Annotated in this window: 25 protein-coding genes; 19 read left to right on the forward strand and 6 right to left on the reverse strand. The window is 45.8% G+C overall.

Translation table 11 applies throughout. The annotated features are described in order from the left end of the window. Nucleotides 1-26 precede the first annotated feature (26 nt). From CLV59_RS07405 to CLV59_RS07430, 6 genes are all read left to right on the forward strand, one after another. Nucleotides 27-2366, forward strand: coding sequence for an ATP-dependent helicase (locus CLV59_RS07405; RefSeq protein ID WP_111591377.1), 2340 nt, complete (start codon nucleotides 27-29; stop codon nucleotides 2364-2366). 9 nt (nucleotides 2367-2375) lie between these two features. Then, nucleotides 2376-2837 carry a regulatory protein RecX gene (locus CLV59_RS07410; protein ID WP_111591378.1) on the forward strand — a complete coding sequence of 154 codons (462 nt, stop codon included), beginning with the start codon at nucleotides 2376-2378 and terminating at the stop codon, nucleotides 2835-2837. A 62-nt stretch (nucleotides 2838-2899) separates the two neighbouring features. Further along, a complete protein-coding gene (locus CLV59_RS07415) occupies nucleotides 2900-3697 on the forward strand; it encodes an amidohydrolase (protein ID WP_111591379.1) in 798 nt (265 codons plus the stop codon). 7 nt (nucleotides 3698-3704) lie between these two features. Then, a complete protein-coding gene (gloA2, locus tag CLV59_RS07420) occupies nucleotides 3705-4097 on the forward strand; it encodes an SMU1112c/YaeR family gloxylase I-like metalloprotein (RefSeq protein WP_211323762.1) in 393 nt (130 codons plus the stop codon). Nucleotides 4098-4108: 11 nt separating this feature from the next. Continuing rightward, nucleotides 4109-5206: an N-acetylglucosamine-6-phosphate deacetylase gene (gene nagA, locus CLV59_RS07425; RefSeq protein WP_111591380.1), complete on the forward strand. Its 1098-nt coding sequence runs from the start codon at nucleotides 4109-4111 to the stop codon at nucleotides 5204-5206. Between the two features lie 35 nt (nucleotides 5207-5241). Next, a complete protein-coding gene (locus tag CLV59_RS07430; RefSeq protein WP_111591381.1) occupies nucleotides 5242-6906 on the forward strand; it encodes an ArnT family glycosyltransferase in 1665 nt (554 codons plus the stop codon). Nucleotides 6907-6991: 85 nt separating this feature from the next. On the opposite strand, the gene thiL is transcribed toward CLV59_RS07430, so the two are convergent. Further along, entirely contained in the window at nucleotides 6992-8026 is a 1035-nt protein-coding gene (gene thiL / locus CLV59_RS07435) for a thiamine-phosphate kinase (RefSeq protein ID WP_111591382.1), read from the reverse strand. 2 nt (nucleotides 8027-8028) lie between these two features. Then, complete coding sequence (locus CLV59_RS07440; protein ID WP_111591383.1) at nucleotides 8029-8799, reverse strand: inositol monophosphatase family protein; 771 nt, start codon at nucleotides 8797-8799, stop codon at nucleotides 8029-8031. A 121-nt stretch (nucleotides 8800-8920) separates the two neighbouring features. Here CLV59_RS07440 and CLV59_RS07445 point away from each other — a divergent pair, with 121 nt between their 5' ends. Continuing rightward, nucleotides 8921-10459, forward strand: a complete 1539-nt coding sequence (locus CLV59_RS07445) for a GH3 family domain-containing protein (protein ID WP_111591384.1) — start codon at nucleotides 8921-8923, stop codon at nucleotides 10457-10459. 28 nt (nucleotides 10460-10487) lie between these two features. After that, the gene (locus tag CLV59_RS07450; protein WP_111591385.1) at nucleotides 10488-11126 is read left to right on the forward strand and encodes a LysE family translocator; all 639 of its coding nucleotides are present in this window, start codon (nucleotides 10488-10490) and stop codon (nucleotides 11124-11126) included. 131 nt (nucleotides 11127-11257) lie between these two features. Here CLV59_RS07450 and CLV59_RS07455 read toward each other — a convergent pair whose 3' ends face one another. Together CLV59_RS07455 and CLV59_RS07460 are read right to left on the reverse strand one after the other, a co-directional pair. Beyond that, entirely contained in the window at nucleotides 11258-12292 is a 1035-nt protein-coding gene (locus tag CLV59_RS07455; protein ID WP_111591386.1) for a 2-oxoacid:ferredoxin oxidoreductase subunit beta, read from the reverse strand. Between the two features lie 65 nt (nucleotides 12293-12357). Then, nucleotides 12358-12702: a carboxymuconolactone decarboxylase family protein gene (locus tag CLV59_RS07460; protein WP_111591387.1), complete on the reverse strand. Its 345-nt coding sequence runs from the start codon at nucleotides 12700-12702 to the stop codon at nucleotides 12358-12360. A gap of 233 nt (nucleotides 12703-12935) precedes the next feature. On the opposite strand from CLV59_RS07460, the gene CLV59_RS07465 reads away from it, so the two are divergent. Further along, nucleotides 12936-15149 carry a transferrin receptor-like dimerization domain-containing protein gene (locus CLV59_RS07465; protein WP_111591388.1) on the forward strand — a complete coding sequence of 738 codons (2214 nt, stop codon included), beginning with the start codon at nucleotides 12936-12938 and terminating at the stop codon, nucleotides 15147-15149. 70 nt (nucleotides 15150-15219) lie between these two features. Here CLV59_RS07465 and CLV59_RS07470 read toward each other — a convergent pair whose 3' ends face one another. Both CLV59_RS07470 and CLV59_RS07475 read right to left on the reverse strand, forming a co-directional pair. Continuing rightward, nucleotides 15220-16959, reverse strand: coding sequence for an N-acetylmuramoyl-L-alanine amidase (locus CLV59_RS07470; protein WP_111591389.1), 1740 nt, complete (start codon nucleotides 16957-16959; stop codon nucleotides 15220-15222). Nucleotides 16960-17058: 99 nt separating this feature from the next. After that, complete coding sequence (locus CLV59_RS07475; RefSeq protein ID WP_111591390.1) at nucleotides 17059-18852, reverse strand: acyl-CoA dehydrogenase family protein; 1794 nt, start codon at nucleotides 18850-18852, stop codon at nucleotides 17059-17061. Between the two features lie 158 nt (nucleotides 18853-19010). Between CLV59_RS07475 and CLV59_RS07480 the strand changes: the two genes are divergently transcribed. The 10 genes from CLV59_RS07480 (at nucleotide 19011) to CLV59_RS07525 (ending at nucleotide 26821) form a co-directional block, all read left to right on the forward strand. Then, nucleotides 19011-19787 (forward strand): alpha/beta fold hydrolase, encoded by a 777-nt coding sequence (locus CLV59_RS07480; protein ID WP_170137667.1) that lies wholly within the window; start codon nucleotides 19011-19013, stop codon nucleotides 19785-19787. 7 nt (nucleotides 19788-19794) lie between these two features. Further along, nucleotides 19795-20937: a glycosyltransferase gene (locus CLV59_RS07485; protein WP_111591392.1), complete on the forward strand. Its 1143-nt coding sequence runs from the start codon at nucleotides 19795-19797 to the stop codon at nucleotides 20935-20937. A 12-nt stretch (nucleotides 20938-20949) separates the two neighbouring features. Further along, nucleotides 20950-22080, forward strand: coding sequence for an ABC transporter permease (locus CLV59_RS07490; RefSeq protein ID WP_245950826.1), 1131 nt, complete (start codon nucleotides 20950-20952; stop codon nucleotides 22078-22080). A gap of 5 nt (nucleotides 22081-22085) precedes the next feature. Beyond that, on the forward strand, nucleotides 22086-22559 hold the full coding sequence (locus tag CLV59_RS07495; RefSeq protein WP_111591393.1) for a hypothetical protein: 474 nt from the start codon (nucleotides 22086-22088) through the stop codon (nucleotides 22557-22559). A 64-nt stretch (nucleotides 22560-22623) separates the two neighbouring features. Beyond that, the gene (locus CLV59_RS07500) at nucleotides 22624-23757 is read left to right on the forward strand and encodes a glycosyltransferase (RefSeq protein ID WP_146616143.1); all 1134 of its coding nucleotides are present in this window, start codon (nucleotides 22624-22626) and stop codon (nucleotides 23755-23757) included. 35 nt (nucleotides 23758-23792) lie between these two features. Continuing rightward, nucleotides 23793-24140 (forward strand): gliding motility protein GldC, encoded by a 348-nt coding sequence (gene gldC, locus CLV59_RS07505; RefSeq protein ID WP_111591395.1) that lies wholly within the window; start codon nucleotides 23793-23795, stop codon nucleotides 24138-24140. An 18-nt stretch (nucleotides 24141-24158) separates the two neighbouring features. After that, entirely contained in the window at nucleotides 24159-24608 is a 450-nt protein-coding gene (locus CLV59_RS07510; protein WP_111591396.1) for a GatB/YqeY domain-containing protein, read from the forward strand. A gap of 40 nt (nucleotides 24609-24648) precedes the next feature. Then, nucleotides 24649-25191 carry a CvpA family protein gene (locus tag CLV59_RS07515; protein WP_111591397.1) on the forward strand — a complete coding sequence of 181 codons (543 nt, stop codon included), beginning with the start codon at nucleotides 24649-24651 and terminating at the stop codon, nucleotides 25189-25191. Nucleotides 25192-25262: 71 nt separating this feature from the next. Then, nucleotides 25263-26027, forward strand: coding sequence for an alpha/beta fold hydrolase (locus CLV59_RS07520; protein ID WP_111591398.1), 765 nt, complete (start codon nucleotides 25263-25265; stop codon nucleotides 26025-26027). Between the two features lie 131 nt (nucleotides 26028-26158). Continuing rightward, nucleotides 26159-26821 (forward strand): CBS domain-containing protein, encoded by a 663-nt coding sequence (locus CLV59_RS07525; RefSeq protein ID WP_111591399.1) that lies wholly within the window; start codon nucleotides 26159-26161, stop codon nucleotides 26819-26821. Nucleotides 26822-26872 lie beyond the last annotated feature (51 nt).

Genomic DNA, 26872 nt, shown 5'->3' on the forward strand with positions numbered 1-26872 from the left:
CTTTTCATAAACAGCATATTTTCGTGATGAAGGCAAATTATTTAGATGAGCTGAACGAGCAACAACGCGAGGCAGTCATTCATATCAACGGACCCCTGATGATCGTGGCTGGCGCCGGCTCCGGCAAAACCAAGGTACTTACTACCCGCATTGCCCATCTCATGCAAAACGGTGTGGACGCCTTCAACATCCTGTCCCTCACCTTTACCAATAAGGCCGCACGTGAAATGAAAGAACGTGTGGAAAGAATCCTCGGCGGAAACGAAGCCCGTAACCTCTATATAGGTACCTTCCACTCCGTTTTTGCCCGGTTACTCCGCGCAGAAGCGCATCGCCTCGGTTATCCCAATGATTTTACCATCTACGATACCGACGACGCCAAGAGCGTGCTCAAAACCATCATCAATGAACTCAATCTTGATGATAAACACTACAAACCCAACTTCGTATATAACCGCATCTCCGCTGCCAAAAACAGCCTGATGGGGCCGGAAGAATATCAGCACGATTACTACGTTCAACAGGAAGATATGAGGGCCAACAGACCCCTCATCGGAAAAATCTACGATATGTACGCCAAACGCTGCTTTAAAAACGGCGCAATGGACTTCGATGATCTCCTCTTCAAAATGTACGTGCTTCTGAAAAGCTTCCCCGAAGTACTGCATAAATACCAGCACAAGTTCCGCTACATCATGATTGATGAGTACCAGGATACCAACCCTGCCCAGTACGAAATCATCAAGTTACTCGGCGCTGTGCATGAAAATATCTGCGTAGTGGGAGATGATGCCCAAAGTATCTACTCCTTTCGTGGCGCTACCATCCAGAACATCCTACAGTTTGAAAAAGACTATGATGATGCCCGCGTAGTAAAACTGGAACAGAACTACCGCAGTACCAAATCCATCCTGAATGTAGCCAATGAGGTGATCGCCCATAACAAAGGCCAGATCGAGAAAAACCTCTGGACAGATAACGCCGATGGCGATACCATCAAACTGGTACGCACCATGACGGATAACGAAGAAGGTAAATTCGTAGCAGATACCATCGCAGAACAGAAACTCCGTAATCACTACGATAACCGCGATTTCGTTATTCTCTATCGTACCAATGCGCAATCCCGTTCCTTTGAGGAAAGCCTGCGCAGGAAAGCTATTCCTTACCGCATCTATGGCGGCGTTTCCTTCTATCAGCGTAAGGAAATCAAGGATTTCGTGGCATATCTCCGTATTACCATGAATACCCGCGATGAGGAAAGCCTGAAACGTATTATCAACTATCCCGTACGTGGTATCGGTAAAACAACCATCGAGAAAACGGTTGTTTTCAGCAATGAACACAATATCACCATGTGGGAAGTACTGGAACGTGCGAAGGAATTCGGTTTCAAAGGAGGTACTTTGGAAGCGATCGATGGATTCGTGACCATGATCCGCAGTTTCCAGGCAATGCTGGGTAAGCACAATGCCTACGATATCTCAGTGAACGTGGGTAAATCTACCAACATCGTAAAAGAACTCTTCAACGATAAAACCACAGAAGGCCTGGCACGTTACGAAAACGTACAGGAATTACTGAACTCCATCAAGGAATTCACCGAAACCCCTGACGAAGAAGGAGAACTGCTGGATAAAAGCCTGGGCTCCTATCTGCAGCAGATTACGCTGCTGACAGATGCCGATCAGGGTGGAAATGAAGACAGCGATGTAGTGAAACTGATGACCATCCACGCGGCGAAAGGACTGGAATTCCCGGTTGTATTTACTGTGGGACTGGAAGAAACCCTGTTCCCAAGTGGAATGTCTATCAATACCAGGGAAGAACTGGAAGAAGAAAGACGTTTGTTCTATGTGGCTATCACTCGTGCAAAAGCACGCCTGTGGCTGACGTATGCTAACAGTCGCTATCGCTTTGGAAACCTGGTCCAAAATGAACCTAGTCGTTTCCTGGAGGAAATGCCAGAGAAATTCATTGACCGCAGCTATGCTGGCGGAGGCGCTATCCGTAATGCCTTCGGTGGTGGCGGTAACGGCGGCGGATGGGGAGCCGGTGGCGGCAGTAATATGTTCGACAAAATGCAGAAAAAGGCGCCCGCGTCTCCACAAAATACACAACCGCGTCCTGCACCTAAACCAACTACAGGACCTGCTTCTACGCATGTTCCTACTCCTGGATTTGCACCAGATGATCCGGCAGAAATGGAACCAGGTATGCAGGTAGAACACCAGAAATTCGGTTTCGGTACCATCCAGTCTATGGAAGGCGCACCCAATAACCGTATTGCCACAGTGGTTTTCCCTAAAGGCGGCGGAGAAAAGAAAATTATGCTCAACTACGCCAAACTGCGTATCGTACGTTAACTTTCAGACATGTCGCAAGCATTGGAGAAACTGAGGCAGTACTGTGCCTATCAGGAAAGATGTCATTCTGAAGTGAAGTACAGAGCCCTGGAACTGGGCATGCGCGGGCCAGAAGTGGAAGAGGCCATCGCGGCTCTCATCGCGGAAAACTTCCTCAATGAAGAAAGATTTGCCCGTGCCTATGCCGGTGGTAAATTCAGAATGAAACAATGGGGTCGTAAGAAAATACAGGCTGGACTGAAGCAGAAACAAGTATCTTCTTATTGTATCCGCAAAGGGATGGAGGAAATTGACGAAGAGGATTATACCGCTGCATTACGCCAACAGACAGAGAAAAAATACCATTCACTACGAGGAGAAGTCCCGCTGAAAAGGAAATTTAAAACGATTCAATACCTACTGCAACGGGGATATGAACAGGACCTGATCAGCGAAGCGCTTGAACAAATCGCAAATAATCCTGAATTGTAAAGGGATAATTTAAAAAGTTTCTAAAGCGACAGGATGTAAATTTGTGATTATAATTTTCAACAATGTCAGATTTAAAAGTAACACTTATTCAGTCCGAATTATTCTGGGAAGATATCGATGCTAACCTGCGCATGTTCGATGAAAAAATCAACAGCATAGGAGAACGGACGGAAGTTGTTTTTTTACCGGAGATGTTCAGTACCGGCTTTAGTATGGCGCCTGAAAAGCTCGCTCAGACAATGGACGGCAGCGCCTTTCAATGGATGAAGAAGAAGTCTGCTGAAAAGAATATCATTCTCACAGGCAGCCTGATGATTGAAGAAAATGGTCACTATGTAAACCGCCTCGTTTGGATGTTGCCCAACGGCACTTACGGCACTTACGATAAACGTCATCTCTTTGGTTATGCCGGAGAACATGAACATTATACAGCAGGTAGCAAACGTTTGATCGGTGCGGTAAAAGGCTGGAAGATCAATCTGAATATCTGCTATGACCTGCGTTTCCCTGTATGGGCGCGCAATACCATGCAATCGGAAACCGGTGAACCGGCATATGACCTGCTGGTGTATGTAGCCAACTGGCCAGAAAGACGTAATACCGCCTGGAAAACATTACTCCGTGCCCGTGCTATTGAAAACCAATGCTACGTTATCGGTGTAAACCGTGTCGGCAACGATGGGAATAATATCTACCATAGCGGCGATACCAGCCTGATTGATCCAATGGGAGAAATCATCTACGAAAAAGCGCATGACCAGGATATATTTACGTATACCCTTTCCCGTGAGCGTCTCAATGAAGTAAGAAAGAACATTCCTTTCCTCAAAGACGCGGACGTATTCACTATTTTAGACTAATCACATCATGATATTAAACGGCATCCATCACATCGCGATTATTTGTTCTGATTACGAACGTAGTAAGGCATTTTATCGGGATGTGCTTGGATTACGCGTTATCAGAGAAGTTTACCGGGAAGAAAGAGATTCCTGGAAACTGGATCTCGCCATCGGAGATCAATATGTCATTGAACTTTTTTCTTTCCCCAATCCGCCTGCACGCGTTAGCAGGCCGGAAGCGCAAGGGTTGCGTCACCTGGCTTTTGCAGTAACAGATATTGACGAAGCAGTACAAGACCTTCAAAGTAAAGGTATAACGCCAGAGCCCGTACGAATTGATCCTCACACAAATCAACGATTTACTTTTTTTGCTGATCCCGATGGGCTACCTTTAGAGTTATACGAAGTATCACGCTAAAAATACCAGATATGCCCACTTCATATGTTAATGCCACCGTATTTACCGGAGAGGAAGTATTGAAAGGTTATGCCGTGTCGGTAGACAATGGCTTGATTACAAGTATCTTACCTATGGAGGAAGTGCCGGCAGATCATGAAATTATCGACCTGGATGGTGCATATATGGCGCCCGCGTTGATAGATTTACAGATATATGGCGGTAATGGGCAGATATTCTCTATGTATCCCAGCGTGGAAGCCCTGACGGCTACCTATGAATATAGTAAAGCCGGAGGCGCGGCCTTTATCATGCCTACAGTAGCTACCATTTCTCCGGAAATTATGCTGGAGGCCATGCGTGCTGTCCGGAGCTACTGGCAGCAGGGAGGAAAAGGCGTTCTTGGACTTCACCTGGAGGGGCCTTTTATTAATCCCGCTAAAAAAGGGGCGCATTTGCCCGAATTTATCAAGCAACCTACGCAGGAAGATATAGATTGGATACTGGAGAATGGTAGTGATGTAGTGAGACTCGTGACGCTCGCGCCGGAATGCTGTGATCCAAGGTTGGTAAAACAGTTACAGGATGCAGGTATCATCGTGTATGCAGGACATAGCAACGCTACTTACGCTGAAGCCTATACGGCGTTTGAAAATGGCATCCACCATGCGACGCATTTATTCAATGCAATGTCGCCGATGGAAAGTCGCGCTCCTGGCCTTGTTGGCGCTATCTACGATCACCCGGCAGTATATGCCAGTGTAGTGGCAGACGGCGTACATGTGGATTTTGCCTCCATCCGTATCAGTAAAAAAATAATGGGTAACCGCCTCTATCTTATTACGGATGCGGTGGAAGAAAATAAAGAAGGTCATTATATCTACCTAAAAGAGAAAGACCGATTTGTCAGCGCCACTGGCGTATTATCCGGTTCCCGGTTGACGATGCTGGAAGCAGTTCGCAACTGTGCGAAGCATAATATTTGCAGTATGCGCGAGGCGATTCGTATGGGATCGCTGTATCCTGCGATGGCCCTGGGAAGGGATCATGAAATTGGTCGTATCGCTCCCGGCTGTATGGCAGCCTTCCTCGTCATTCCTAAAGACGGGGAAACAGTCGTTTACGCTTAATGAGTATCTTCGCGTCAAACTTTTAGGACGAACGCATGGGCATACCACATTTCTTTTCAAAGAATCAATACAGAAATCTTTTTTTACTGGGCTGGCTGGTGCTGGGCCTGTTGCAGGCGTGCTTCTCCGAATTATGGGATGACGAAGCCTATTACTGGGTATACTCCCGTCATTTAGACTGGGGATATTTCGACCATCCACCCATGATTGCGCTGTTAATTAAAATTGGCTACGGCATCTTTCATAGCGAGTTGGGGGTTCGGTTACTGATCGTAATCATTAATACGCTTACCCTCTGGGTGACCGCCAAACTGCTGAGTAAGGAAGACAACCGACTATATTACCTGATCATAGGCTCCATGGGAGCGATGCAAATAGGGGGCATGCTGGCCGTGCCGGATGTTCCGTTGATTTTCTTTGCATCTCTTTATTTCTGGGCTTACAAGGTATTTGTTGATGAACAAAGCTGGAAGAATACTATCCTCCTTGGGATATCCATGGCATTAATGTTCTATAGTAAATACCATGGCGTATTGCTCGTATTCTTTACCGTATTGTCTAACCTGAACCTGCTACGTGTATTCAAGTTCTATGTAGCTTGTATCCTGACTACTGTGTTGTTCATGCCGCATATTGTATGGCAGTATACGCACGGATTCCCGTCTTTACAGTACCACCTGATAGAAAGAAACGCCTCCAGCTATGATCTCAGTTTTACCTTGGATTATCTGGGAGGACAGTTGTTATTGTTCGGGCCATTACTGGGTTGGCTGATTATCTATTATGCATGTATCTGCCCGATACAACATACCTTCGAAAGAGCGCTGAAATTCTCTCTGGTAGGCGTATTGGTCTTTTTTATGATCAGTACCTTCAAGGGAAGAGTGGAGGCTAACTGGACGGTGATGTTGTTTACGCCGGCAGTTATCCTGGCACACCAGACGATTAAGCGTAAAGGTTGGAAGGGACGTATATTCCTGTATACTTTGCCGGTGACATTATTGCTGGTATTGGTAACCAGAGTGTACATGGTGTGGAACTTCATGCCTGGCGTGGAAATCCGTCCGGAAATCCATAACAACAAGGAATGGACGGGGAAAATAGCGGCTGTTGCCGGCGAAAGGCCTGTTGTCTTCCTAAACAGTTATCAGTTGCCATCAAAATACATGTTTTATACTGGTCATCTGTCTTATAGTCTTAACTCCCGTTATTCCAGAAGGAGTCAATATAATTTCTGGGACACGGAAAAGGAGCTCTGGGGGAAGGAAGTGCTGGTCTTTGGTCCGAATCTCCCTATAACCGACAGTGTTAATACTGGTATAGGCGTTTGGGATTATTATAGGGATACTGCTTATTATTCATATAATCTGATTCAGTTAAAACCGGCTACCAATCAGCTGAAAGTAAAAAGGGGAGAGCATTATAACCTGGTATTACAACCAGAGAATAATTATTTTCAGTCCGTTCCCATCAATTGGAATAACGAACCGGTGTTGGGATATGGCTTCACAACGAAGGATTCCAATTATGTGCCGGTGCGTACCAATGTAACGTTGGCGAAAGCCATTACACGGCGACTGACCACCATGGAAGTGGTGATGCCATCTTTGCCAGGACATTATCAGTTGAAATGCAGTGTGTTTTCAGATCCGCTGCCACCAACGCATAACAGCCAGGTGATACAAGTGACAGTAGAATAGCTATTAAAAGTCGCACTTGACTATAAAAGAAAAAGGATTGACGTTTTCCACGTCAATCCTTTTTCTTTTATAGTTATCCGCAGGATTATTGCTGGAAGGCATTCCAGCCCTGGGAAACGAGTTTGAATTTATTACCGCCTTTGGTCAGGATATGTGCTCCTTCGCTGATATCCGCCATGTAGCCGATTACGCTGATCTGTTCATTCAGAACGATCTTGTCATAATCTTCCTGTTTCATGGTGAAAAGCAGCTCATAGTCTTCACCGCCGCTAAGTGCTGCTGCCGTAGGATCGAGGCCAAATTTCAGGGCAATTTCCTTGCTTTCCTGTGCAATTGGGATCTTTTCCTCATAGATTACTACGCCGAGATTACTTTGCTTCGCGATATGCAGAATTTCGGAGCTCAGTCCGTCGCTGACATCCATCATGGAAGTAGGTTTGATATCATTTTCCTGGAGGAATTCGATGATATCTTTTCTGGCTTCTGGTTTCAGTTGGCGTCCGATGATATAGGTCTGGTTTTCCAGATCTGGAGCTACTGTAGGGCTGTCCAGGTAGATGCGTTTCTCTCTTTCCAGGAGGGTTAAACCCAGGTATGCCGCACCGAGGTCGCCACTTACGCAGATCAGGTCGCCTTTTTGGGCAGTAGAGCGTTTAATAAACTGGTCGGGAGTAACTTCTCCGATGGCTGTAACGCTGATCACCAATCCTTTTTGAGAATTGCTGGTATCTCCGCCTATTAAGTCTACGCCATATTTTTCGCAGGCTGCGTAAACGCCTTCATAGAATTCATTCAGCGCTTCCACTGAAAAGCGGTTGGAGAAGGCGATGCTCATGGTAATCTGCGTAGGGGTTGCGCCCATGGCGTAGATATCGGACAGATTCACTACCACGGATTTGTAGCCGAGGTGTTTCATGGGTACGTACATGAGGTCGAAGTGGATACCTTCCACCAGCATGTCTGTGCTGATAACGGTTTGTTTGCCGAAGTGGTCAATGACGGCGGCATCATCGCCAACGCCAAGAACGGTGCTGGCATTTTGTATTTCTATGTTCCGGGTAAGGAAGTCGATCAGACCAAACTCACCAAGATCATTAATTTCTGTTCTTTCCTGTTCCATAGTTATTTTCCGTTTACGAGGTCCTGAAGGGCCTGGTGAATATGGCCGTTGGTGGCCAGAATTGTTTTTTGATAAGGGGAATATTTACCACCGCTGAAATCGGTTACTTTACCGCCTGCTTCTTCCACGATGAGGAAGCCGGCAGCAGCGTCCCAGGCTTGCAGATGGTGTTCATAGAATCCATCGAAGCGGCCACAGGCTACCCAGCAGAGGTCAATGGCTGCAGATCCGAGTCGGCGTACTGGCAGTCCCTTTTTTATAATACGTTCAAAGATCACGAGTGGATTGTTGGCAGACTCTTCCCATTGGTAAGGGAAACCTGTTACCAGGAGGCATTTATCGAAGTTGCCATTGCCTGAAACATGGATAGGTTTATCGTTCAGGGTAGCGCCTTTTCCTTTCTCTGCGATGAAAAGTTCGTTCATGAAAGGATTATAGACGGCGCCGAGAATCATTTCTCCATCTTTTTCCACGCCTATAGAGACGCAGCAGAGGGGTACTCCGTTTGCAAAATTTACGGTACCATCGATTGGGTCGATGATCCACTTAACATTGGAGCTGGAAGGGATGGCGCCCGCTTCCTCACTGAGAATGAAGTGGTCAGGGAAAGCGTTGTGAATCACTTCAATAATCGCTTGTTCCGACTTTTTATCCGCCTCTGTAACGAGGTCGTTGAGGGAGCTTTTGGAGCTCACTTCAAAAGGGCCGTTAAAATATTGTTGCAGTATTTTTCCGCCGGCTTCAGTAGCTTTGAGCAATGTTGCTTTTAACATGCGGCAAAGGTAAATATGAATTACGAAATAGTGGCAGATAATGTAGTTCGTTCGTCCCACGAAGCGGTTATTCGCAAATCGTAATAATATTCGATATTTTTGCAGTTTAATAGAGAAATTAATGGCCATTATAGGAAATCTTATTTCCAGGTCGCTGAGGATCAGGAAAAAGTTCACATTTAAATTAGGCACACCTAGGCAGTACCAGCTCCAGGTGTTGCATCGGTTGTTGGAGAAGGCCAAAGACACTCAATTCGGACGCCACTATCAGTTCCAGGAAATCCTGGACAATCCCAACTTCATGGGGCTGTATAAGGATAAAATACCTGTGCACAACTATACCAAAATGCATAAAGAATGGTGGTATAAGTGCCTGGAGGGTGAAGAGAATGTCAGCTGGCCAGAGAAGATTAAATATTTTGCACTGAGCTCTGGTACTTCAGAATCAGCCAGTAAACATATACCAGTTACACGTGATATGTTGAAAACTGTGAAGAAGGTGGGAGTGAAGCAGTTATACTCCATGGCGAATTTTAATATTCCGCCAAGATCTTACGAGAAAGGGATATTGATGCTGGGAGGAACCACTGCGCTATATGAAAAAGGCGATTACTATGAGGGAGATATGAGTGGCATTCAGGCCAAAAATATTCCTCGTTGGTTCCGTCGTTTTTATAAGCCAGGAGGCAAAATCTCCAAGAAACCTAACTGGGAACAGCGTATTAAGCTGATTGTGCGGAAGGCGCCTCAGTGGGATGTGGGTACCGTTTGTGGCGTTCCTGCCTGGGTACAGATTGTACTGGAAGAAATTATTAAATACCATGGCGTCAAGCACATCCATGAAATCTGGCCAAATCTGGCTATTTACATTCATGGTGGGGTATCCTTTGAGCCTTATCGCGAAAGCTTCCAGAAGCTGCTCGGAAAGCCTATTACCTTCATTGAAACCTATATGGCTTCAGAGGGTTCTTTCGGCTTCCAGGCACGTCCGGGAACCAAAGGGATCAAACTGGTGCTGAATGCAGGTATTTTCTTTGAATTTATACCTTTTAATGAGGAAAACTTCGACGCAGAAGGAGAAGTGAAGCCTAATCCTAAATCTTATATGGTAAACGAGGTGGTGGAAGATGTGGAATATGCAGTGATGCTGTCCACATGTGCCGGCGCATGGCGTTACCTTATTGGAGACGTGGTGAAGTTTACTTCCGTGAAGGAGCATGAGATCGTGATTGTGGGTCGTACCAAGCAGTTCCTTTCTCTTTGTGGGGAACACATGAGTATCGACAACATGAACAAGGCGATCGACAATGTGCAGAAGAAAATGGGTATTACTATCAGAGAGTTTACGGTAGCAGGATTCCCATATGAGAATCTGTTTGCGCACCGCTGGTATATTGGTACCGATAATGCAAATGTGGATGCTGCCAAGGTGAGGGAGATCATTGACCAAACCCTGGCTGAAGTGAATGACGACTATGCAGTGGAGAGAACCTCCGCCCTGAAAGAAGTGTTTGTAGAAGTAATGCCTAACGATGTGTTCATCGACTACCTCCGTTGCAAAGGCAAAGAAGGGGCAATGAACAAGTTCCCCCGTGTCATGAAAGGCGAAAAGCTGAAAGACTGGGAGAAATTCCTTCAGGGAAAAACCGTTAAGCACTAACTACAAACAGTACCAGGAATTTTAAAGCATGATAGCAGCAATTGTAGCCGGTCTGGGGCTTGGACTATTCCTATCGCTATCGGTAGGCCCCGTGATCTTCGCGATTATTAAATACAGCATTAATAACGGCTTTAAGGCAGGCATCAGCTTCGCGTTGGGCGTGTCTTTCAGCGATATTATGTATGTGACAGTGGGGAATCTTTCCACTTCATTTATATCCAGACTGGAGGGCTATAACCGTACTATCGGGATCTGTGGTGGTATACTGCTGATTGGGATGGGATTATACGGTTTGTTGTTCAAGAAGGTGAAAATCAGTACGGGAGAGGAAAAACCTGAAATGTTCCGGACCCATGATTATTTGAAAATCTGGCTGGCTGGCTTTCTGATGAATACCTTGAATCCCGGCGTAATTATTTTCTGGCTGCCCGTATGTATTGCATCAGCGGCTACGGCGGTATCTGATCGGGTGGTAATGTATGGTACCTGTCTGCTGATTGTTTTATCCGCAGATATCATGAAGGTATTTGTCGCAGATAAGATCAGGCATAAACTCACCCTGACCAATGTGAGCTGGCTAAACAGAATTGCAGGCGCCAGTATGATTGTATTTGGAATGGTGTTGATTTACCAGGTGCTGTTTCACGTAGGACCATTAAGTCATTAAAGAGACTACATATACTTAAAAAGCAAGGACCGCACCTAGGTGCGGTCCTTGCTTTTTATATCAGGCAGGAGCCCTTAAAAAGGCCCTGTAGCCTAAGCTACAGGACCTTGGGTATTATGAATAAAGCAGCATCATTTAATTGTCCAGGTTTCGTTTCCTGCGAAGAGTTTATCCAGGTTTCCAGCACCTTTTTTCTCCAGGACATCGGATAACTGGAAGGACATAATGTCTTCGTAGGTAGGACGATGTGCCTGATAGAACACACCGAAAGGACGAGGCAGATGTCCTTCAATACGAGGATCATCAAACATGCGCGTCAGCAGTTGTGCCTTGTAGAAATCGTTTTCATCGTGAATCCACAGATCATTGGCGGAGTATTCATCTCCCAATTCCACTACTACTGGTCTTAAACCATCCAGACGGATACCTTTATTCTTCTGTGCTCCGAAAATGAGCGGTTGTCCTTGTTCTACGAAGATGGTTTCATCCAGTTTGGTGGATTTCTCTGTAAACGCCTCGAAAGCGCCATCATTGAAGATGTTACAGTTCTGGTATATCTCCAGGAAAGACGCGCCTTTGTGAGCGTGGCTGCGTTTCAGCATTTCCTGCAGATGTTTTGGATCACGGTCCATACTGCGGGCAATAAAGGTGGCATCCGCACCCAGGGCCAGCGCCATAGGGTTGAAGGGATGGTCGATACTACCGAATGGAGTGGACTTTGTGACTTTATTTTCTTCAGAAGTAGGTGAATACTGACCTTTTGTTAAACCATAAATCTGGTTGTTAAAGAGCATGATATTCACGTCGAAATTACGGCGGAGTAGATGAATAGTATGATTACCACCGATAGACAATCCGTCTCCATCACCTGTTACAATCCAAACACTCAGTTCTGGACGGGCAGCTTTCAGGCCGGAAGCAATGGCAGTAGCACGACCATGGATCGAGTGCATACCATAGGTATTCATGTAGTATGGGAAACGGGAAGAACATCCGATACCGGAAACAATTACAATGTTTTCACGGGGTACTCCCAGTGAAGGCATGATGGTCTGAACCTGTTTTAATATAGAGTAGTCGCCGCAGCCAGGGCACCAGCGTACTTCCTGGTCTGTCGCAAAGTCTTTTGCCGTTAAGGTCTGCGGAGCTATAGTTGCTGTTGACATTTGATCGAATTAAAGATATATTTATATAGATTGTAAAGTTACAACAGATCGCTGTAAATACATTATCACTGCGCTATCAATTCTTCCCAAAACTCTGCAGCCCTGCGTGTATGCGGGATTACAATGGTTCCACCCACGATATTGGCTACAGCAAAGATTTCATACATTTCTTCCGTCGTGATCCCTTGCTGATGGCATTTCTCCAGGTGGTATTTGATACAATCATCGCAACGAAGCACCATTGAGGCTACCAGTCCAAGCATTTCCTTAGTCTTAGTACTCAACGCGCCTTCAGCATATGTGTTGGTATCCAGGTTGAACAGGCGGTTAATCACTTTATTCTGCTTACCCAGGATTACTTCATTCATCTTCGCCCGGTAATCATTAAACTCCTCTATTGCTTTTCCCATATAATATGCTGTTTTATAATGTGATAAAATTTAATTCAGCTCTAAAGCTATGAAAGGATTTACAAATATAGATTAATCTACTGGTTAAGTAGACTGTTTGGCCTATAACCTATACTTATCCATCATAACAAAAAGTTATGCGGATCATTTTGGGGTGAAAAAAGTCCATCGAAATAATAGACTATTTGTATCTTAAAGTATCAATCTCATCAACCAACAGATCTGAACCTATTATGACCAATTCTCCCTTCAATCGCCTGCTGACAGCCATCTTGCTGTTTAGTAGCCTAGCCAGCGCCCAGCAAAAAAAGCTATCAGGTTTCCCGGATAGTCTTGCCAACCGCCAGTTAAAACTGGAAGAGCAATTTGACCAGCACCTGAGTAGTGCCAATATCGGCGCAACCATAAAGGAGCTGTCTTCCCAGCCGCATCATATCAGTTCTGCCAGGGGAAAAGCCGTGGCGGAAGAGATCCGGCGCAGATTTATCAGCTATGGTTGGGATGCCTCGCTGGTGACTTACCAGGTATTATTCCCGATTCCGCAGGAACGGGTGCTGGAAATGGGCGGAGCAAAGCCTTACAAAGCTGTGCTGAAAGAGCCTGCATTACCGGAAGATGCCACTTCCGGCCAGGATGGACAACTACCCACGTATAACTGCTGGAGTCCGGACGGAGATGTGCGCGGAGAGCTGGTATTTGTCAATTATGGCCTGCCGGAAGATTACGATTACCTGGATCGCCTGGGTATCAGTGTAAAAGGGAAAATAGTGATTGCGAAATACGGCCGTTCCTGGAGAGGGATCAAGCCCAAAGTAGCCCAGGAACACGGGGCTATCGGTTGTCTGATCTATTCTGATCCTAAAGACGACGGTTATGTGAGTGGAGATGTATATCCCAAAGGAGCATTTAAGAATGAATATGGCGTACAGCGGGGATCAATAATGGATATGGTAATATATCCGGGAGACCCGTTAACCCCCAACATCGGCGCTACCGCAGATGCGAAGCGTATCTCCCGTGAGGAGGCCACCAATTTGCTGAAAATACCTGTGTTGCCCATCAGTTACCATGATGCAGCGCCATTGCTGCAATCCCTCCAGGGGCCCGTTGCACCGGAAGAGTGGAGAGGCGGTCTGCCGTTTACTTATCATGTGGGCCCCGGAAATGCGCCTGTACATCTGAAGCTGAAATTCGACTGGCAAATACGCCCCTGCAATAACGTGGTAGCTACTTTAAAAGGAAGCGAATTCCCCGACCAGTGGGTGGTTCGTGGTAATCACCATGATGCATGGGTGAATGGAGCAGCTGATCCTATCAGTGGAATGGCGGCATTGCTGGAAGAAGCCAAAGCCATTGGGGAGCTGGTAAAACAAGGTTACAGACCGCGCAGAACCCTCGTATACTGCGCCTGGGACGGAGAAGAGCCAGGGCTGCTGGGCTCCACAGAATGGGTGGAAGATCATGCTAAAGAATTACAAGAGAAAGCAGTAGTATATATCAACTCTGATAACAATGGTCGCGGCTTCATGAATGCCAGCGGTTCCCATGCCCTGGAAACCCTTGTCAATGAAGTAGGCAGGGATATCACAGATCCACAAACAAAAGTGAGCATCCTGGACCGTCGACTCGCAGCAGACGCCATGAGAGCGGCTACTCCAAAGTTGAAAAAAGAAAAACTGGCTCGGCAGACGATTAATATCAATGCCATGGGCTCTGGCTCTGATTATTCTTCCTTCTTGCAACATCTTGGCGTACCATCCTTGGATTACGGCTTCGGTGGCGAGGATGCAGGGGGCGAGTATCACTCCATTTACGATTCCTTTGATGACTACAGAAGATTCAAGGACCCAACATTTGACTATGGCGTAGCCTTGTCAAAAACAGCGGGACATACCGTTTTACGTATAGCCAATGCCGTTAATCTGCCTTTCGACTTTCGAAAACTCTATGAAACGGTGAATACCTACGCAACGGAATTACAGGAGATGACAAACAATCTGCGGGAGAACACGGCAGTGGAAAACCAAATGATAGCAGGACATAAATACGAGCTGGCTACAGATACGGCCAAACATCTGGCGCCTCCGTCGATGAAAGATGCAGTTCCTTATATCGATTTCTCTCCATTACAAAATGCGCTCGCAGGACTGGACACTATTACCCAGCGTTTGTCTTCCAAAAAACAGATAGTTAACACAGCGGCGGTGAATAAGCTAATCTATCAGGCAGAACAACAATTACTGAACGATGGGGGATTACCGAATCGAGCCTGGTATAAGCATACGTTGTATGCGCCTGGTTTCTACACAGGTTATGGCGTGAAAACAATTCCTGGTGTGAGAGAGGCTATTGAACAGCGTCGTTGGAAGGAAGCAGATGAACAGATTAAAATTGTGGCTGCAGCCATTGAAAGGCTAAGTAAATATTTGCAAACAAACTTATTGTAAAGGGTTCTGAAACCAAAAAGGCAATGACGTCTCAGACGTCATTGCCTTTTTTTATACCATTGCTTTTAACTTATTTCTTCGCCTGTATGATATAGTCTTTCAGACCTTGAATTATTTTCTGCACCAGTTCCTGTTGAAATGCAGGTTCCAGTATGGCGGCTTCATCGCCGGGATTACTGATGAACAGGGTTTCTATCAATGCATCCGGGAACTCTGTTGGATTGTTTAGGATAAAGTTGAAGTTGCCATTGTTGCCAAAATCGGCGAGACCTGTTTCTAGTAAGCGTTTGTGAATAGCGGCGCTGAGAGGTTCGCAGAATGGCAGCCGATAATATGTGGCGGTACCAAAAACATCTACTGGATTTGCAGACGAGTTCATGTGGATACTGAGGAGTATATCCGGATCTACCTGACGATAGTAGGATAAGCGTTCTTCGTTATTCACAAACTGGTCGCTGGTACGGGTGATCAATACTTTGGCGCCTTCTTTTTCCAGGGCATTTCTCAGCAGGAGAGACATTCCCAATGTGAGGTTTTTCTCTATAGCGCCGGTAAGACCGGTAGCGCCATAGTTGCTGCCACCATGGCCGGGATCTACGCCAATAGTCATATTACTCAGTGCTAGATTGGGAGGAACGCGTTTCACTCTTACTACCAGTTTATTGCCTTCGTAATACATCTTATAGCCCCAGACATTATGTTTCAAAGAAAGAATCATTCTGAAAACATCATGTGTAGGCTGGCCCCAGGATGCTTGTGTGATCTCTGCAGTATTACGCAATTGGTTGTTGATGCGTTGTTCTGCGTATGCCCCGTGTATATCGATGATGATTTTCCCCGGATCATTAGTTTGGGTAGAGATGTAAGGCAACTTGTCGGAGAGGTTCACTGTCACGTAATCGTATTTGTCGTCTCCATAAATCTGTACATCCGAAACAATACTCACGGGAACGCCTTCCTGTGGAATTTCTGTATCGAGGAAGGCAGCCGGGATGTAAGCATTTTTCTTTGAAGAGAGTTTCACCTTGTAATATTCGCCTTGCCGGCCTATAATCTGTAGCAGTACGCCTTTATCGAGATATCCCAATTTTTCGGGGCCAAGTCTGTCGCCTTCCGTAGCGCTGGTGATATAGGTCATATTGTCGATGGTACGGCCTGTACGGGGAGATTCCATGCGCATGTAGCGGTATCTGTTAGGGCTGGTGAGGTAGGCAGTTTGCCCGTTTCGTCCTTTCAGGGATACCGTTAGTTTACCGTTTAGAAGAGAGTCGTTTGGTGTAATGATATAGCTGCCTACATAGTACCCGGGTACGCCACTGGATTGGGCGGCGGGTAATTCGGTAAGTGGCGTATCGTTGAACCAGAATGCTTTTTGGCCTGGGTAAGCTTTTACTTTCACTTTTAGTGTATCCCCTTCCGTTACTTCCAGGTTTCCTTTTGGCGAGACCTCTATGAAATCTATCTTAAAGGTTTCTGTTGGCCGGGGGGCGGGAGCGGGGCTGTAGTAGTATACAATCGTTTTCGTATAGCTTTCACCGGTAGAATCGCGTACATGGAGTACGAACGTGGTTTTCCCCTGAACAAGTTCTTTTTTTACCGCGAAAGTTCCTGTTGGGTATACATAAACGCTGTCGTTGTTGATCGTCAGTTTGCAGCCGATGCAGGTACGTCCGGCGATAAATTGTTTGCTGGTGTTAACGTTGTTCTGTTCCCTGGAAGGCTGACTAAGCTTGATGGAGACCTGACTTTGGGCCAGTAATGGAAAACATAGAACCGTTAGAATAGTAATAATTTTTGTTGCTTGCTTCATGCACCTTTCTGTATATCAGTTGTAAAGATAACAAGGTGGGGCAAATAGGGGAAGATAAAAATAAGCCCCGCGGGAAGCGGGGCTTAGGATATTGGTAGATTACCAAATGTATTTGTTCTCGGCGATCAGTTTGTCAGCGATACGTCTGCGAGCTTCTTTGCTATTGAAAGGTTCTGCTTTGGTAAAGCGTTTCAGGCCGAGCAGCATCATGCGTTGTTCATCGCCTTCAGCAAAGGCGTTGATGGCGTCTTTACCGGATTTATTGATACGGTCTGCAGCATCGTAGATATAGGTTTGTACCATATCACGAGGGAGAGCGGCCGCTTCTTCGCCTTTAGACTGGCTGATTTTGATCAGTCGCAGTAAAGCGCTTTCCGCTACGAATGTTTCGATGGCCATATCTGCGATATCCATGAGTACTTCCTGTTCTGTTTCCAGTTTCATCATGAGTTTCTGAGCGGCGGCGCCGGCGGTCATGAGGATTGCTTTCTTGAAGTTGGCAATCATTTTCTTTTCCTTGCTGAAAGGCGTTTCGTCATCGTTGCCAAAGTCAGGAATGCTCATTAGTTCCTTCATGACGTTCATGGCAGGATTCATGAGGTCTAGTTTTCCTTTCATGGCGCGTTTCAGTGTCATATCGAGGGTGAGGAGCCTGTTGATTTCGTTGGTTCCTTCGAATATGCGGTTGATGCGGGAATCGCGGTATGCTTTAGAGATGATATATTCATCACTGAAGCCGTTACCACCGTGGATTTGCACGCCTTCGTCTACTACGAAGTCCAGTACTTCGGAGCCGTTTACTTTCAGAATAGCGCATTCTACTGCATATTCTTCTGCGGCGCCGAGGAGGGCTTCATTGAATGGTTTGCCGGCATTGAGCAATTCTTTTTCCTTTTCATCAATCAGTTGGGCCGTACGATACAGTGCTGCTTCGCTGGTCCAGGTGCGGATGACCATTTCTGCCAGTTTGTGCTTGATAGCGCCGAAATTGGAGATAGGTTGTTTGAATTGTTCGCGTGTAACGGCGTATTGTACGGAGGTATTGATACATTTCTTAGCGGCGCCCAGTGCGGCAGCACAAAGTTTAAGACGGCCGATATTCAGAATGTTGAAGGCGATCAGGTGGCCTTTACCAATTACGCCCAGTACGTTTTCCACAGGTACTTTTGCATCCTGGAAATAGATCTGGCGGGTAGAGGAGCCCTTAATACCCATTTTATGTTCTTCAGGGCCGAGGGTGAACCCAGGAGTACCTTTGTCTACGATGAAAGCGGTGAATTTATCGCCATCAATTTTTGCAAATACAGTGAATACATCTGCGAAGCCGGAGTTGGTGATCCAGATTTTCTGGCCATTGAGGAGATAAAATTTTCCATCGTCAGTGAGTTTGGCGGTGGTTTTAGCGCCTAACGCATCGGACCCGGAGCCTGGCTCTGTGAGGGCGTATGCGCCTTTCATTTCACCGGAGGCCAGTTTGGGAATATATTTTTGTTTTTGTTCTTCAGTTCCGAAATAAAGGATTGGAAGTGAACCAATACCAGTATGTGCAGCCATGGCAACGGAGAAAGAGTGACCGGCGCCCAATCCTTCGTTGATGATGGTTGCAGTAACGAAATCTTTACCTAATCCGCCCAGTTCTTCCGGAAATGCGGCGCCCAATAATCCCTGTTCACCGGCTTTTTCCAGTAAGGACTGCATCAGCCCTTCTTCCTGGTGATCCAATCTTTCCACTATTGGCGTGACCTCCTTCAGTATGAACTGATCGGCCATATCCTTAATCATCAACTGTTCTTCTGAAAAATCCTCCGGAGTAAATACATCTTCAGGAGTACTCTCCTTTACAAGGAATTCTGCGCCTTTCAGCGCCTGCTTATTTTCAACTGTTGCGTCCATGATATCTGGTTTTTGGTAGTTCTGTAATTTAACTAAAAACTTGCGAATTATAAATGCGGTTTAAAGTAATCTTAGCTTGTCCTTAACATTCGGAAGTAGCTGTAAATTTGCTTATCATTGTTCCCTCTTAGATTATGTCTGAACTTTATCTGCCATATATGAACAGCCGTTTCCATTATACGCTTGAAGGCGATGGAAATCAGTTGCTTGTATGCCTGCATGGATTTGGTGAGTCGGCTATGCATTTCCGGCCGTTGATACAGGAACTGGGTCACCAGTTCACCATTATCGCAATTGATATGCCCTTACATGGTAAGACGGAGTGGCAGGAAAAGAGAGGATTGGAGAAAAATGATCTTGCTGCCGTTATTCAGGAACTGATGACGCAATATAAGTTCACCCGGTTTTCACTGCTAGGATATAGCATGGGTGGGCGACTGGCATTATGTACCGTGGAGAAAATGGCGGAAAAACTGGATAACCTGATGATGGTTGCAGGTGATGGCCTGCGCAATAATCCATGGCATATGTTTGTCACGCAGACTTCCATCGGCAATAGAATTTTTAAATACAACACGTATCATCCGCAGTTTTTCTTTTCTTTGATAAAGGTTTGGCGCAAACTGGGATTACTGAATGAAAGTATTTACAAATTTGTGTTGCATCGCATGGATCAACCTGAAAAACGGAAACAGGTGTATGAGGTATGGACGATTCTTCGTCATATGATGCCGAACAAAAAGCTTTGCAAACAATTATTGTCCCGATATAACGTTAATACCCTCCTGATATTCGGGAAGTATGACCGTGTAATTCCCCCTGAACTGGGGAAACGGTTTGTGGATGGTTCATTTCCCTGTAAAACACTGATTCTGGACAAAGGACATCAGTTGATTTCAACACAATTGGGGCTAGTTATTAAATCAAATTTATAAACCCGAAATGCATTTTTTCTTATTTATTATGGTGGGGCTGGCCCTTGGCTATGGCATACTGATGCTATGGTACAGTCTGGGATGGAAGCGACTGAAAAGCTTCACTGTTCCTGTTCCCCAAACTTTGTCTACCCCTGTAACCGTTATCATTCCTGCCCGCGATGAGGAAGATAACCTGCCCGCATTGCTGGATGCGCTGAAACAACAAACATATCCTGCCCATTTGCTGGAAGTGATTGTAATAGATGACTTTTCCACAGATAAAACACCGGATATTGTCCGCAACTGCGGTGCGGCAAATATCCATCTACTGCAGATGAGCCAGCATCTCGATAAACAACAACGTCTGAACTCCTATAAAAAGAAAGCAATTGAAATAGCGGTATCGCAAGCGACTGGTTCGCTGATCGTTACCACAGATGCAGACTGTGTAATGGGGCCTAAATGGATAGAAACGATTGTTCAGTTTTATGAAGACAGACGTCCTAAATTCATTGCTGCTCCAGTAAGTTTTTATAAAGAGACAAATTTCTTCAAGACGCTGCAATCGCTCGACTTCATGACCATGCAGGGCATTACTGGCGCTGCTGCCCAGTTGCAGGCAGGTACCATGTGTAATGGCGCTAACCTGGCCTATGAAAAAGATGCTTTTTATGATGTAGGCGGCTTTAAAGGCATTGATAATATTGCTTCCGGAGATGACATGCTGTTGATGTACAAAATCTTCAACGCATATCCGGAGGGAGTGATGTATCTGAAAAGTGAAGACGTTATCGTACGTACGTTACCGGTAGATACCCTGAAAGGCTTTATGAATCAGCGTATTCGCTGGTCGTCTAAGGCTGATAAATATGAAGACAAGCGTATTACCTATGTATTAATGCTGGTGTACTTCTTTAATGTGGGCTTATTGGGAATGGCTGTAACAGCCCTGTTCATGCCTGTACTCTGGCCATGGCTTCTGATTTTGCTGCTGTTTAAAATTACTATGGAATTGTATTTTCTGTTGCCAGTGGCGAGCTTCTTCAATAAAAGCGGGCTCCTGGTTTGGTTTATACCCGGACAGATATTTCATATTCCTTATATTGTAATCGCCGGATGGCTGGGGAAGTTTGGCACTTATCAATGGAAGGGCCGTCAGGTAAATTAAAATCACGCGACATTGTCTGCTCCGCAATCTTCATTACATAGACTGATGCGCAATAAAGGCGCTGTGGCTGGTCTGGCGATCGTTATTATTTCCGTACTTGTTAGTATCGGCGCATATTTCATTGCTCCTGATGATACTCCCGATGCCAATCGCATGGTTCTGGAAGTAGAAGGACAGCATCCCGGATTCAGTATAAACATGTTGGCTATACGAAAAGATCAGACCATTCCTCCTACTGGTTTTTTCCAGCGTCTCCTTTCAGGCAGGCCTTCTGCCTATACCTGGATTCCTGTTCGTTCCTGGGAGTTCAAAGATTCTGTTTTGTTAGTACAGCATTATGTAGACGAAGTAACAGCTGTACCAGAACGGTATCCTCTGGATGTAATCGTATATGGTGTGAGTAACCCGGATCATGCCCCCTGGACTGAACTGGCGCAGGAAATAAAGGATCAACAATTATTCAGACATACCTATTGGCTGGGAACGGACAAATTTGGCCGGGATATCCTCAGCAGGTTGTTAATAGGAACCCGTGTTAGCCTGGGCGTAGGTATCATTGCAGTAATCATATCCTTAACGATAGGCGTTTTCCTGGGAGCGGTAGCCGGATATTTCGGCGGACGTACAGATGATCTGGTAATGTGGTTAGTGAATGTGGTATGGTCGATGCCCACCTTGCTGGTAGTATTTGCACTCACATTAGCTTTGGGAAAGGGTTTCTGGCAGGTATTCATTGCGGTGGGACTGACTATGTGGGTAGGCGTAGCGCGGATTATCCGGGGACAGATATTTTCCCTGAAACAGCTGGAATTCGTAGAAGCAGCCAGGGCATTGGGTTATGGTCATACGCGTATCATTGTACGTCATATCCTTCCTAATATCCTGGGGCCGGTCATGGTGGTGGCAGCGGGAAATTTTGCTACGGCTATTGTGGTGGAGGCCGGACTTAGTTTTCTGGGAGTAGGGGTACAACCTCCGCAGCCTTCCTGGGGCTTAATGATTAAGGAGAACTATAATTTTATTATCACCCATAATCCCGCTTTAGCGTTGGCGCCAGGCGTGGCTATTATGTTACTGGTATTGGCTTTCAATCTGTTAGGGAATGGCCTTAGGGATGCGCTGGATGTTAGAAGTAAAATTTGATTTACATGTGTAAAAAATCTAATTTTACGTATATCGCTAATGTTATGTTATTGAAAACCTACTTCCCCGCTTTTTTACTGCTTACGATAGTTGGACTTACATCCTGCAAGAAAAAGAATAATGGCACAGATGCGCAGCCTTCCACACAGGAAGAAGCCTTAGTGTATAGTTTTCAGGGAGTAGAAGAAGGCGCTTATAACCAGGCATTGGACAGTACCTTTACCTTTCAGATCAAGGTAACCTCCAAATTGCCGCAGGGAGGAGTAGGGACTAAATTGAATGTGGTATCTGATCCTGCGGGAGTGGGGTTGGATCAATCAGCAGTACCTGACAGCAAAACAGCGTTATATAGCGTGACATTGAGTCATTTGAAAGAGCTCAAAACCTATAAGGTAACGGTGAACGTGGCCTCTTTGAGTAACACATCTAATACAGCCAGTCCAAAAATTTTCTACATTACAAACAAGAAGCCGCTGTAAGCTATTCGTATCAAAACGGAAAAATGAGTTAGGTTTGCAGGCTGGCAGACCAAGATATCCTTTTATGCAAATTGCTGTTAATGCTGCTTGCCTGCGCAGGGATCTTCCTGCAGATACAGGTGCGGTAGCCACTCAGATTATATTTACCCTTTGCCGGCAACAGCCGGAGCACCAGTTTACTTTCTTTTTTGACGGGGATATTCCCGCGGGAATGGAGTTTCCGCCGAATGTTACGCCAGTGGTATTGCCTTTGAGAGGTAATAGAGCCTGGCATTTGTACTGGTGGCTGGAATGGCAGCTTCCCAGAGCAATGAAGGCATTCAAGCCGGATATGTATCTTGGATTGGATGGCACATTGCCGTTGCGTAGTAAACTACCGTCAACCATTTTGATCAGGGATCTCTCTTTCCTGCTCGATGCCGGATTACAATCGCCCAATCAGCAGAAACAGTTGAAGAAAAATACGATGGATTACCTGTGGAAAGCCCGCAGCATCGCGATTTTATCTGAAACCACCCGGGAAGAGCTTCTGGATTATGCCCCCTCCGTAGCGAAAAAATTATGTCAGCTGGATATTGGCCTGAGCGATCAGTATAAGTCGCTGGAATGGGATGACCGGGAAGCGGTGAAACGTGAGTTTGCCAATGGCTCGGAATATTTCCTCGTTACTGCGAGTATCCATCCCCGTAATAATATAATGCCTGTATTCAAAGCCTTTTCCGCCTTGAAACGCAGGCAGCTGTCCAGTATCAAGCTGGTACTGGCCGGGTCCGCTACGCCAGCAGGACAGGAGATAGTAGATGCTATGCCGTCTTACAAATTCCGAAATGATGTCATATGGATACCGGATGCAGATATAGAGACGCTGGCCCGGTTGACTGGCGGGGCATATGCTATGATTTATCCCGTTCGTATGGATGGATTGGCATTACCGGTGTATGCAGCCCAACAGTGCCAGGTACCAGTGATTGCAATAGATGGCAAGGCTGGGAGGGAAGCGGGCGCCGACTCGGCCCTGTATTCAGATCCCTCCAATCTGGACGATCTCACAGAAAAAATGAGCCGGATTTATAAAGATGAGCAGCTCCGATCCTTGTTATTATCCAAAATACCAGCAAGCAGGGCATTCAACAGTTGGGAAAGGGCAGCAGAGGAGCTCTGGCAGGCAATGACGGGGCCAATGCCGCAAAATCCCTAAATGATGCCTATTTTTGTGACCTTAATTTTAGAATCATGAGTACAACATCTACCATACAGATCCAGGTTGGCCTGGACGAGAATAAGATTCCGGAGTCCATTCAGTGGAGTGCAACAGATAATAAAGAAGAGCGCATGGTGAAAGCCAAAGCGATGATGATATCCTTCTGGGACCCGGCAGAAAGAGCAGCCCTGCGTATTGATCTGTGGACAAAAGACATGATGGTAGACGAAATGGCCGATTTCTTTTTCCAGACCATGATGACCATGGCCGATACTTATGTGAGAGCTACTCAATACAAAGATCAGGGAGAGGAACTGAGAACATTTGCCCGCGATTTCTTCAAGAAATTCCAGGAGAAACAAGCCGCAGAAACTAAATAATCCATTAAACTTAACCATATGTCATTAGAACTGAACATCAACGCAGAGATTAAAACTGCGATGCTGGGTAAGAAAGAAGCGGATCTTCGTGCGCTTCGCGCCATCAAGGCGGCCATCCTGCTGGCCAAAACAGCAGAGGGCAGCACCGGAGAACTGACCGAAGCAGATGAGACCAAACTCCTGCAAAAACTGGCTAAACAACGCCGCGATTCCCTGGAAATCTTCCAGCAGCAGAACCGTCAGGACCTCGCTGTGAAAGAAGAAGAGGAACTGGTAGTGATTGAGCGTTTCCTGCCGAAACAAATGGATGAAGCTGAGCTGCGTACTGCACTGGCAGACATCATTAAAAGCGTAGGCGCTGCTTCTCCTGCCGATATGGGCAAGGTAATGGGCGCTGCTACCAAGCAACTGGCTGGTAAGGCGGATGGGAAAGCTATTTCCGCTATGGTAAAGGAATTACTGAAATAATATATCTGGCAGGCCTCAGCGCCTGCCAGTTGTTTTACGCATGCCTATAGATGTAGTTTTTGCTGTCCTCATGGTTTTTGCGGTCTATAAAGGATATACACGGGGCCTTATTGTAGCTGTGTTTTCCGTAATAGGCCTGGTTTTAGGGATGGCAGCAGCCCTTAAACTCAGCTCAGCAACGGCATTGTATGTGCAGCGCCACTGGAATGTACATTTTATGTGGCTGCCCGTACTTTGTTATATTTGCCTCTTTACCGTGGTGGTGTTGCTGGTAAGACTGGGAGCCACCGCTCTGCAGAGAGTGGTAGAAATGGTTTTATTAGGTTGGTTGAATAAATTAGGCGGTATTTTATTGTACAGCCTGGTTTTTATCATAATTTACAGCGTCTTGTTGTGGATTGCCAACCAACTGTACTGGCTGAGTCCTGAAACCAAGCTGCAGTCTGTAGTATATCCCTATATTGAAAAAGTAGGCCCATGGGTATTGAATAATATCGGAAAGGTCCTGCCAATTTTTAAAGATATATTTACCCAGTTGCAAGCTTTCTTTGATGGAGCAGCCCGTCATATTCCATCTAGTTGACTCTCTGCAAAGATTATTTAGATTAATAAAAAGATTTATTTTAGCGTAAAATTGACTTTCAAGATTTGGCAATGGATTACGAAATCAAAACACAGGGTAAATTTAGTTTTATAGAAGAAGGTGAGGGAGAACCGTTGTTACTATTGCATGGCTTGTTTGGTGCGTTGAGTAACTTCTCGCACATGATTGAGTATTTCAGGCAATATAATAAGGTAGTCATCCCTATGCTGCCCCTGTATGATTTAAATATCCTGGAAACATCTGTTGGCGGCCTGGCTAAGTTCGTACATAAATTTGTCGAAGCCAGAGGATATACCAACTTTCACCTGCTGGGGAATTCCCTCGGAGGCCATGTAGCACTCGTTTATTTATTGAAACATCCGGAAGCACCTGCGAAATCCCTGATTCTTACCGGTAGCTCAGGTCTGTTCGAAAACGGCATGGGCGAAACCTATCCTAAACGCGGCGATTACGAATATATCCGTAAGAAAGCAGAACTTACTTTCTATGATCCGGCAGTAGCTACCAAAGAACTGGTAGACGAAATGTTCGAGATCGTGAATAACCGACTTAAGGTAATTAAAATTATTACCCTGGCTAAATCGGCTATCCGCCATAACCTGGGTGAAGAACTGCAGAGTATTCAACAACCTACAATGCTGATATGGGGTAAGAATGATACTATCACCCCGCCAATGGTAGCAGAGGAATTCCAAAAACTCATCCCGAACTCTCAACTCGAATTTATCGACAAGTGTGGGCATGCTCCTATGATGGAAGTTCCTGGTGAATTCAATGAAATTCTTCACAAGTTTTTAGTGAGCCTCCAGAACTAATCTGCCAACTAATTGGTACTGAATAGCGTAACGCTGTTAGCATAATGCAGTAAGGCATTTACAGCCTGTTCATGGAATTTCTTTTTCTGTTGGGATTTTCTTTGTTATTATTGTAGTAAGAATACACGACGATGATTGCCAAAGAACTCATATCCACCACCATACCCGTCCTGCATCAAACAGATTCAGGTGCTGAGGCATTGCGGTTGATGAACGAGTTTCATCTGACGCAACTCCCACTGGTAATAGATGGCAAGTATGCTGCACTCCTGGAAGAAGATAACGTCCTCGATTGGGACGATCCGGAAATTCTCCTGGAATCAGCCGCCATTAATGGCGTCAAGCCGGCAATTCCTGAACAGGCTCACCATCTCGAAGCCCTCAAACTATTTTACGAATACAAATTATCTGTCCTGCCAGTAGTCAATAAGGATAATGACTACCTTGGACTGATTACCAAAGATACGCTGCTGGCTGCCCTGGCGCAGTTCAATGCCGTGAAAGACCCTGGTGGCCTCATCGCACTGGACATGGACGCCCGTGATTACAGTCTCAGCGAAATTGCCCGCATTGCCGAATCCAATGATGTGAGCCTTCTTAGCGTACAAACCTATACCGATCCCCAGACGGGTCGGCTGGAAGTACAGCTTAAAACCAATCGCCTCGATTTACAAGCCCTGGTAGCCACTTTCGAGCGCTTTAACTACACCATCAAATATCTCTTTTCCGAAGTACAGGAAGAAGATCTCGTTAAAAAGAATTATGATTTGCTGATGAATTATATCGGCATGTAATTTCCATTGTCAAATCGTTATATTTGGTTTTCTTCATTAACGCTTGAGCCT

The organism is Chitinophaga dinghuensis (assembly GCF_003259435.1).
Classification (GTDB): Bacteria; Bacteroidota; Bacteroidia; order Chitinophagales; family Chitinophagaceae; genus Chitinophaga; species Chitinophaga dinghuensis.

Excerpts from the sequence above, each read along its gene's own strand:
- CLV59_RS07450 (WP_111591385.1), top strand. The coding sequence starts at position 10,488 with ATGATAGCAGCAATTGTAGCCGGTCTGGGGCTTGGACTATTCCTATCG.
- CLV59_RS07520 (WP_111591398.1), top strand. The coding sequence starts at position 25,263 with ATGGATTACGAAATCAAAACACAGGGTAAATTTAGTTTTATAGAAGAA.
- CLV59_RS07500 (WP_146616143.1), top strand. The coding sequence starts at position 22,624 with ATGCAAATTGCTGTTAATGCTGCTTGCCTGCGCAGGGATCTTCCTGCA.
- gldC (WP_111591395.1), top strand. The coding sequence starts at position 23,793 with ATGAGTACAACATCTACCATACAGATCCAGGTTGGCCTGGACGAGAAT.
- CLV59_RS07465 (WP_111591388.1), top strand. The coding sequence starts at position 12,936 with ATGACCAATTCTCCCTTCAATCGCCTGCTGACAGCCATCTTGCTGTTT.
- CLV59_RS07440 (WP_111591383.1), bottom strand. The coding sequence starts at position 8,799 with ATGTTAAAAGCAACATTGCTCAAAGCTACTGAAGCCGGCGGAAAAATA.
- CLV59_RS07475 (WP_111591390.1), bottom strand. The coding sequence starts at position 18,852 with ATGGACGCAACAGTTGAAAATAAGCAGGCGCTGAAAGGCGCAGAATTC.
- CLV59_RS07510 (WP_111591396.1), top strand. The coding sequence starts at position 24,159 with ATGTCATTAGAACTGAACATCAACGCAGAGATTAAAACTGCGATGCTG.
- CLV59_RS07460 (WP_111591387.1), bottom strand. The coding sequence starts at position 12,702 with ATGGGAAAAGCAATAGAGGAGTTTAATGATTACCGGGCGAAGATGAAT.
- CLV59_RS07410 (WP_111591378.1), top strand. The coding sequence starts at position 2,376 with ATGTCGCAAGCATTGGAGAAACTGAGGCAGTACTGTGCCTATCAGGAA.
- CLV59_RS07430 (WP_111591381.1), top strand. The coding sequence starts at position 5,242 with ATGGGCATACCACATTTCTTTTCAAAGAATCAATACAGAAATCTTTTT.
- CLV59_RS07480 (WP_170137667.1), top strand. The coding sequence starts at position 19,011 with ATGAACAGCCGTTTCCATTATACGCTTGAAGGCGATGGAAATCAGTTG.
- gloA2 (WP_211323762.1), top strand. The coding sequence starts at position 3,705 with ATGATATTAAACGGCATCCATCACATCGCGATTATTTGTTCTGATTAC.
- thiL (WP_111591382.1), bottom strand. The coding sequence starts at position 8,026 with ATGGAACAGGAAAGAACAGAAATTAATGATCTTGGTGAGTTTGGTCTG.
- CLV59_RS07525 (WP_111591399.1), top strand. The coding sequence starts at position 26,159 with ATGATTGCCAAAGAACTCATATCCACCACCATACCCGTCCTGCATCAA.
- CLV59_RS07405 (WP_111591377.1), top strand. The coding sequence starts at position 27 with ATGAAGGCAAATTATTTAGATGAGCTGAACGAGCAACAACGCGAGGCA.
- CLV59_RS07415 (WP_111591379.1), top strand. The coding sequence starts at position 2,900 with ATGTCAGATTTAAAAGTAACACTTATTCAGTCCGAATTATTCTGGGAA.
- CLV59_RS07455 (WP_111591386.1), bottom strand. The coding sequence starts at position 12,292 with ATGTCAACAGCAACTATAGCTCCGCAGACCTTAACGGCAAAAGACTTT.
- CLV59_RS07485 (WP_111591392.1), top strand. The coding sequence starts at position 19,795 with ATGCATTTTTTCTTATTTATTATGGTGGGGCTGGCCCTTGGCTATGGC.
- nagA (WP_111591380.1), top strand. The coding sequence starts at position 4,109 with ATGCCCACTTCATATGTTAATGCCACCGTATTTACCGGAGAGGAAGTA.
- CLV59_RS07445 (WP_111591384.1), top strand. The coding sequence starts at position 8,921 with ATGGCCATTATAGGAAATCTTATTTCCAGGTCGCTGAGGATCAGGAAA.
- CLV59_RS07495 (WP_111591393.1), top strand. The coding sequence starts at position 22,086 with ATGTGTAAAAAATCTAATTTTACGTATATCGCTAATGTTATGTTATTG.
- CLV59_RS07515 (WP_111591397.1), top strand. The coding sequence starts at position 24,649 with ATGCCTATAGATGTAGTTTTTGCTGTCCTCATGGTTTTTGCGGTCTAT.
- CLV59_RS07470 (WP_111591389.1), bottom strand. The coding sequence starts at position 16,959 with ATGAAGCAAGCAACAAAAATTATTACTATTCTAACGGTTCTATGTTTT.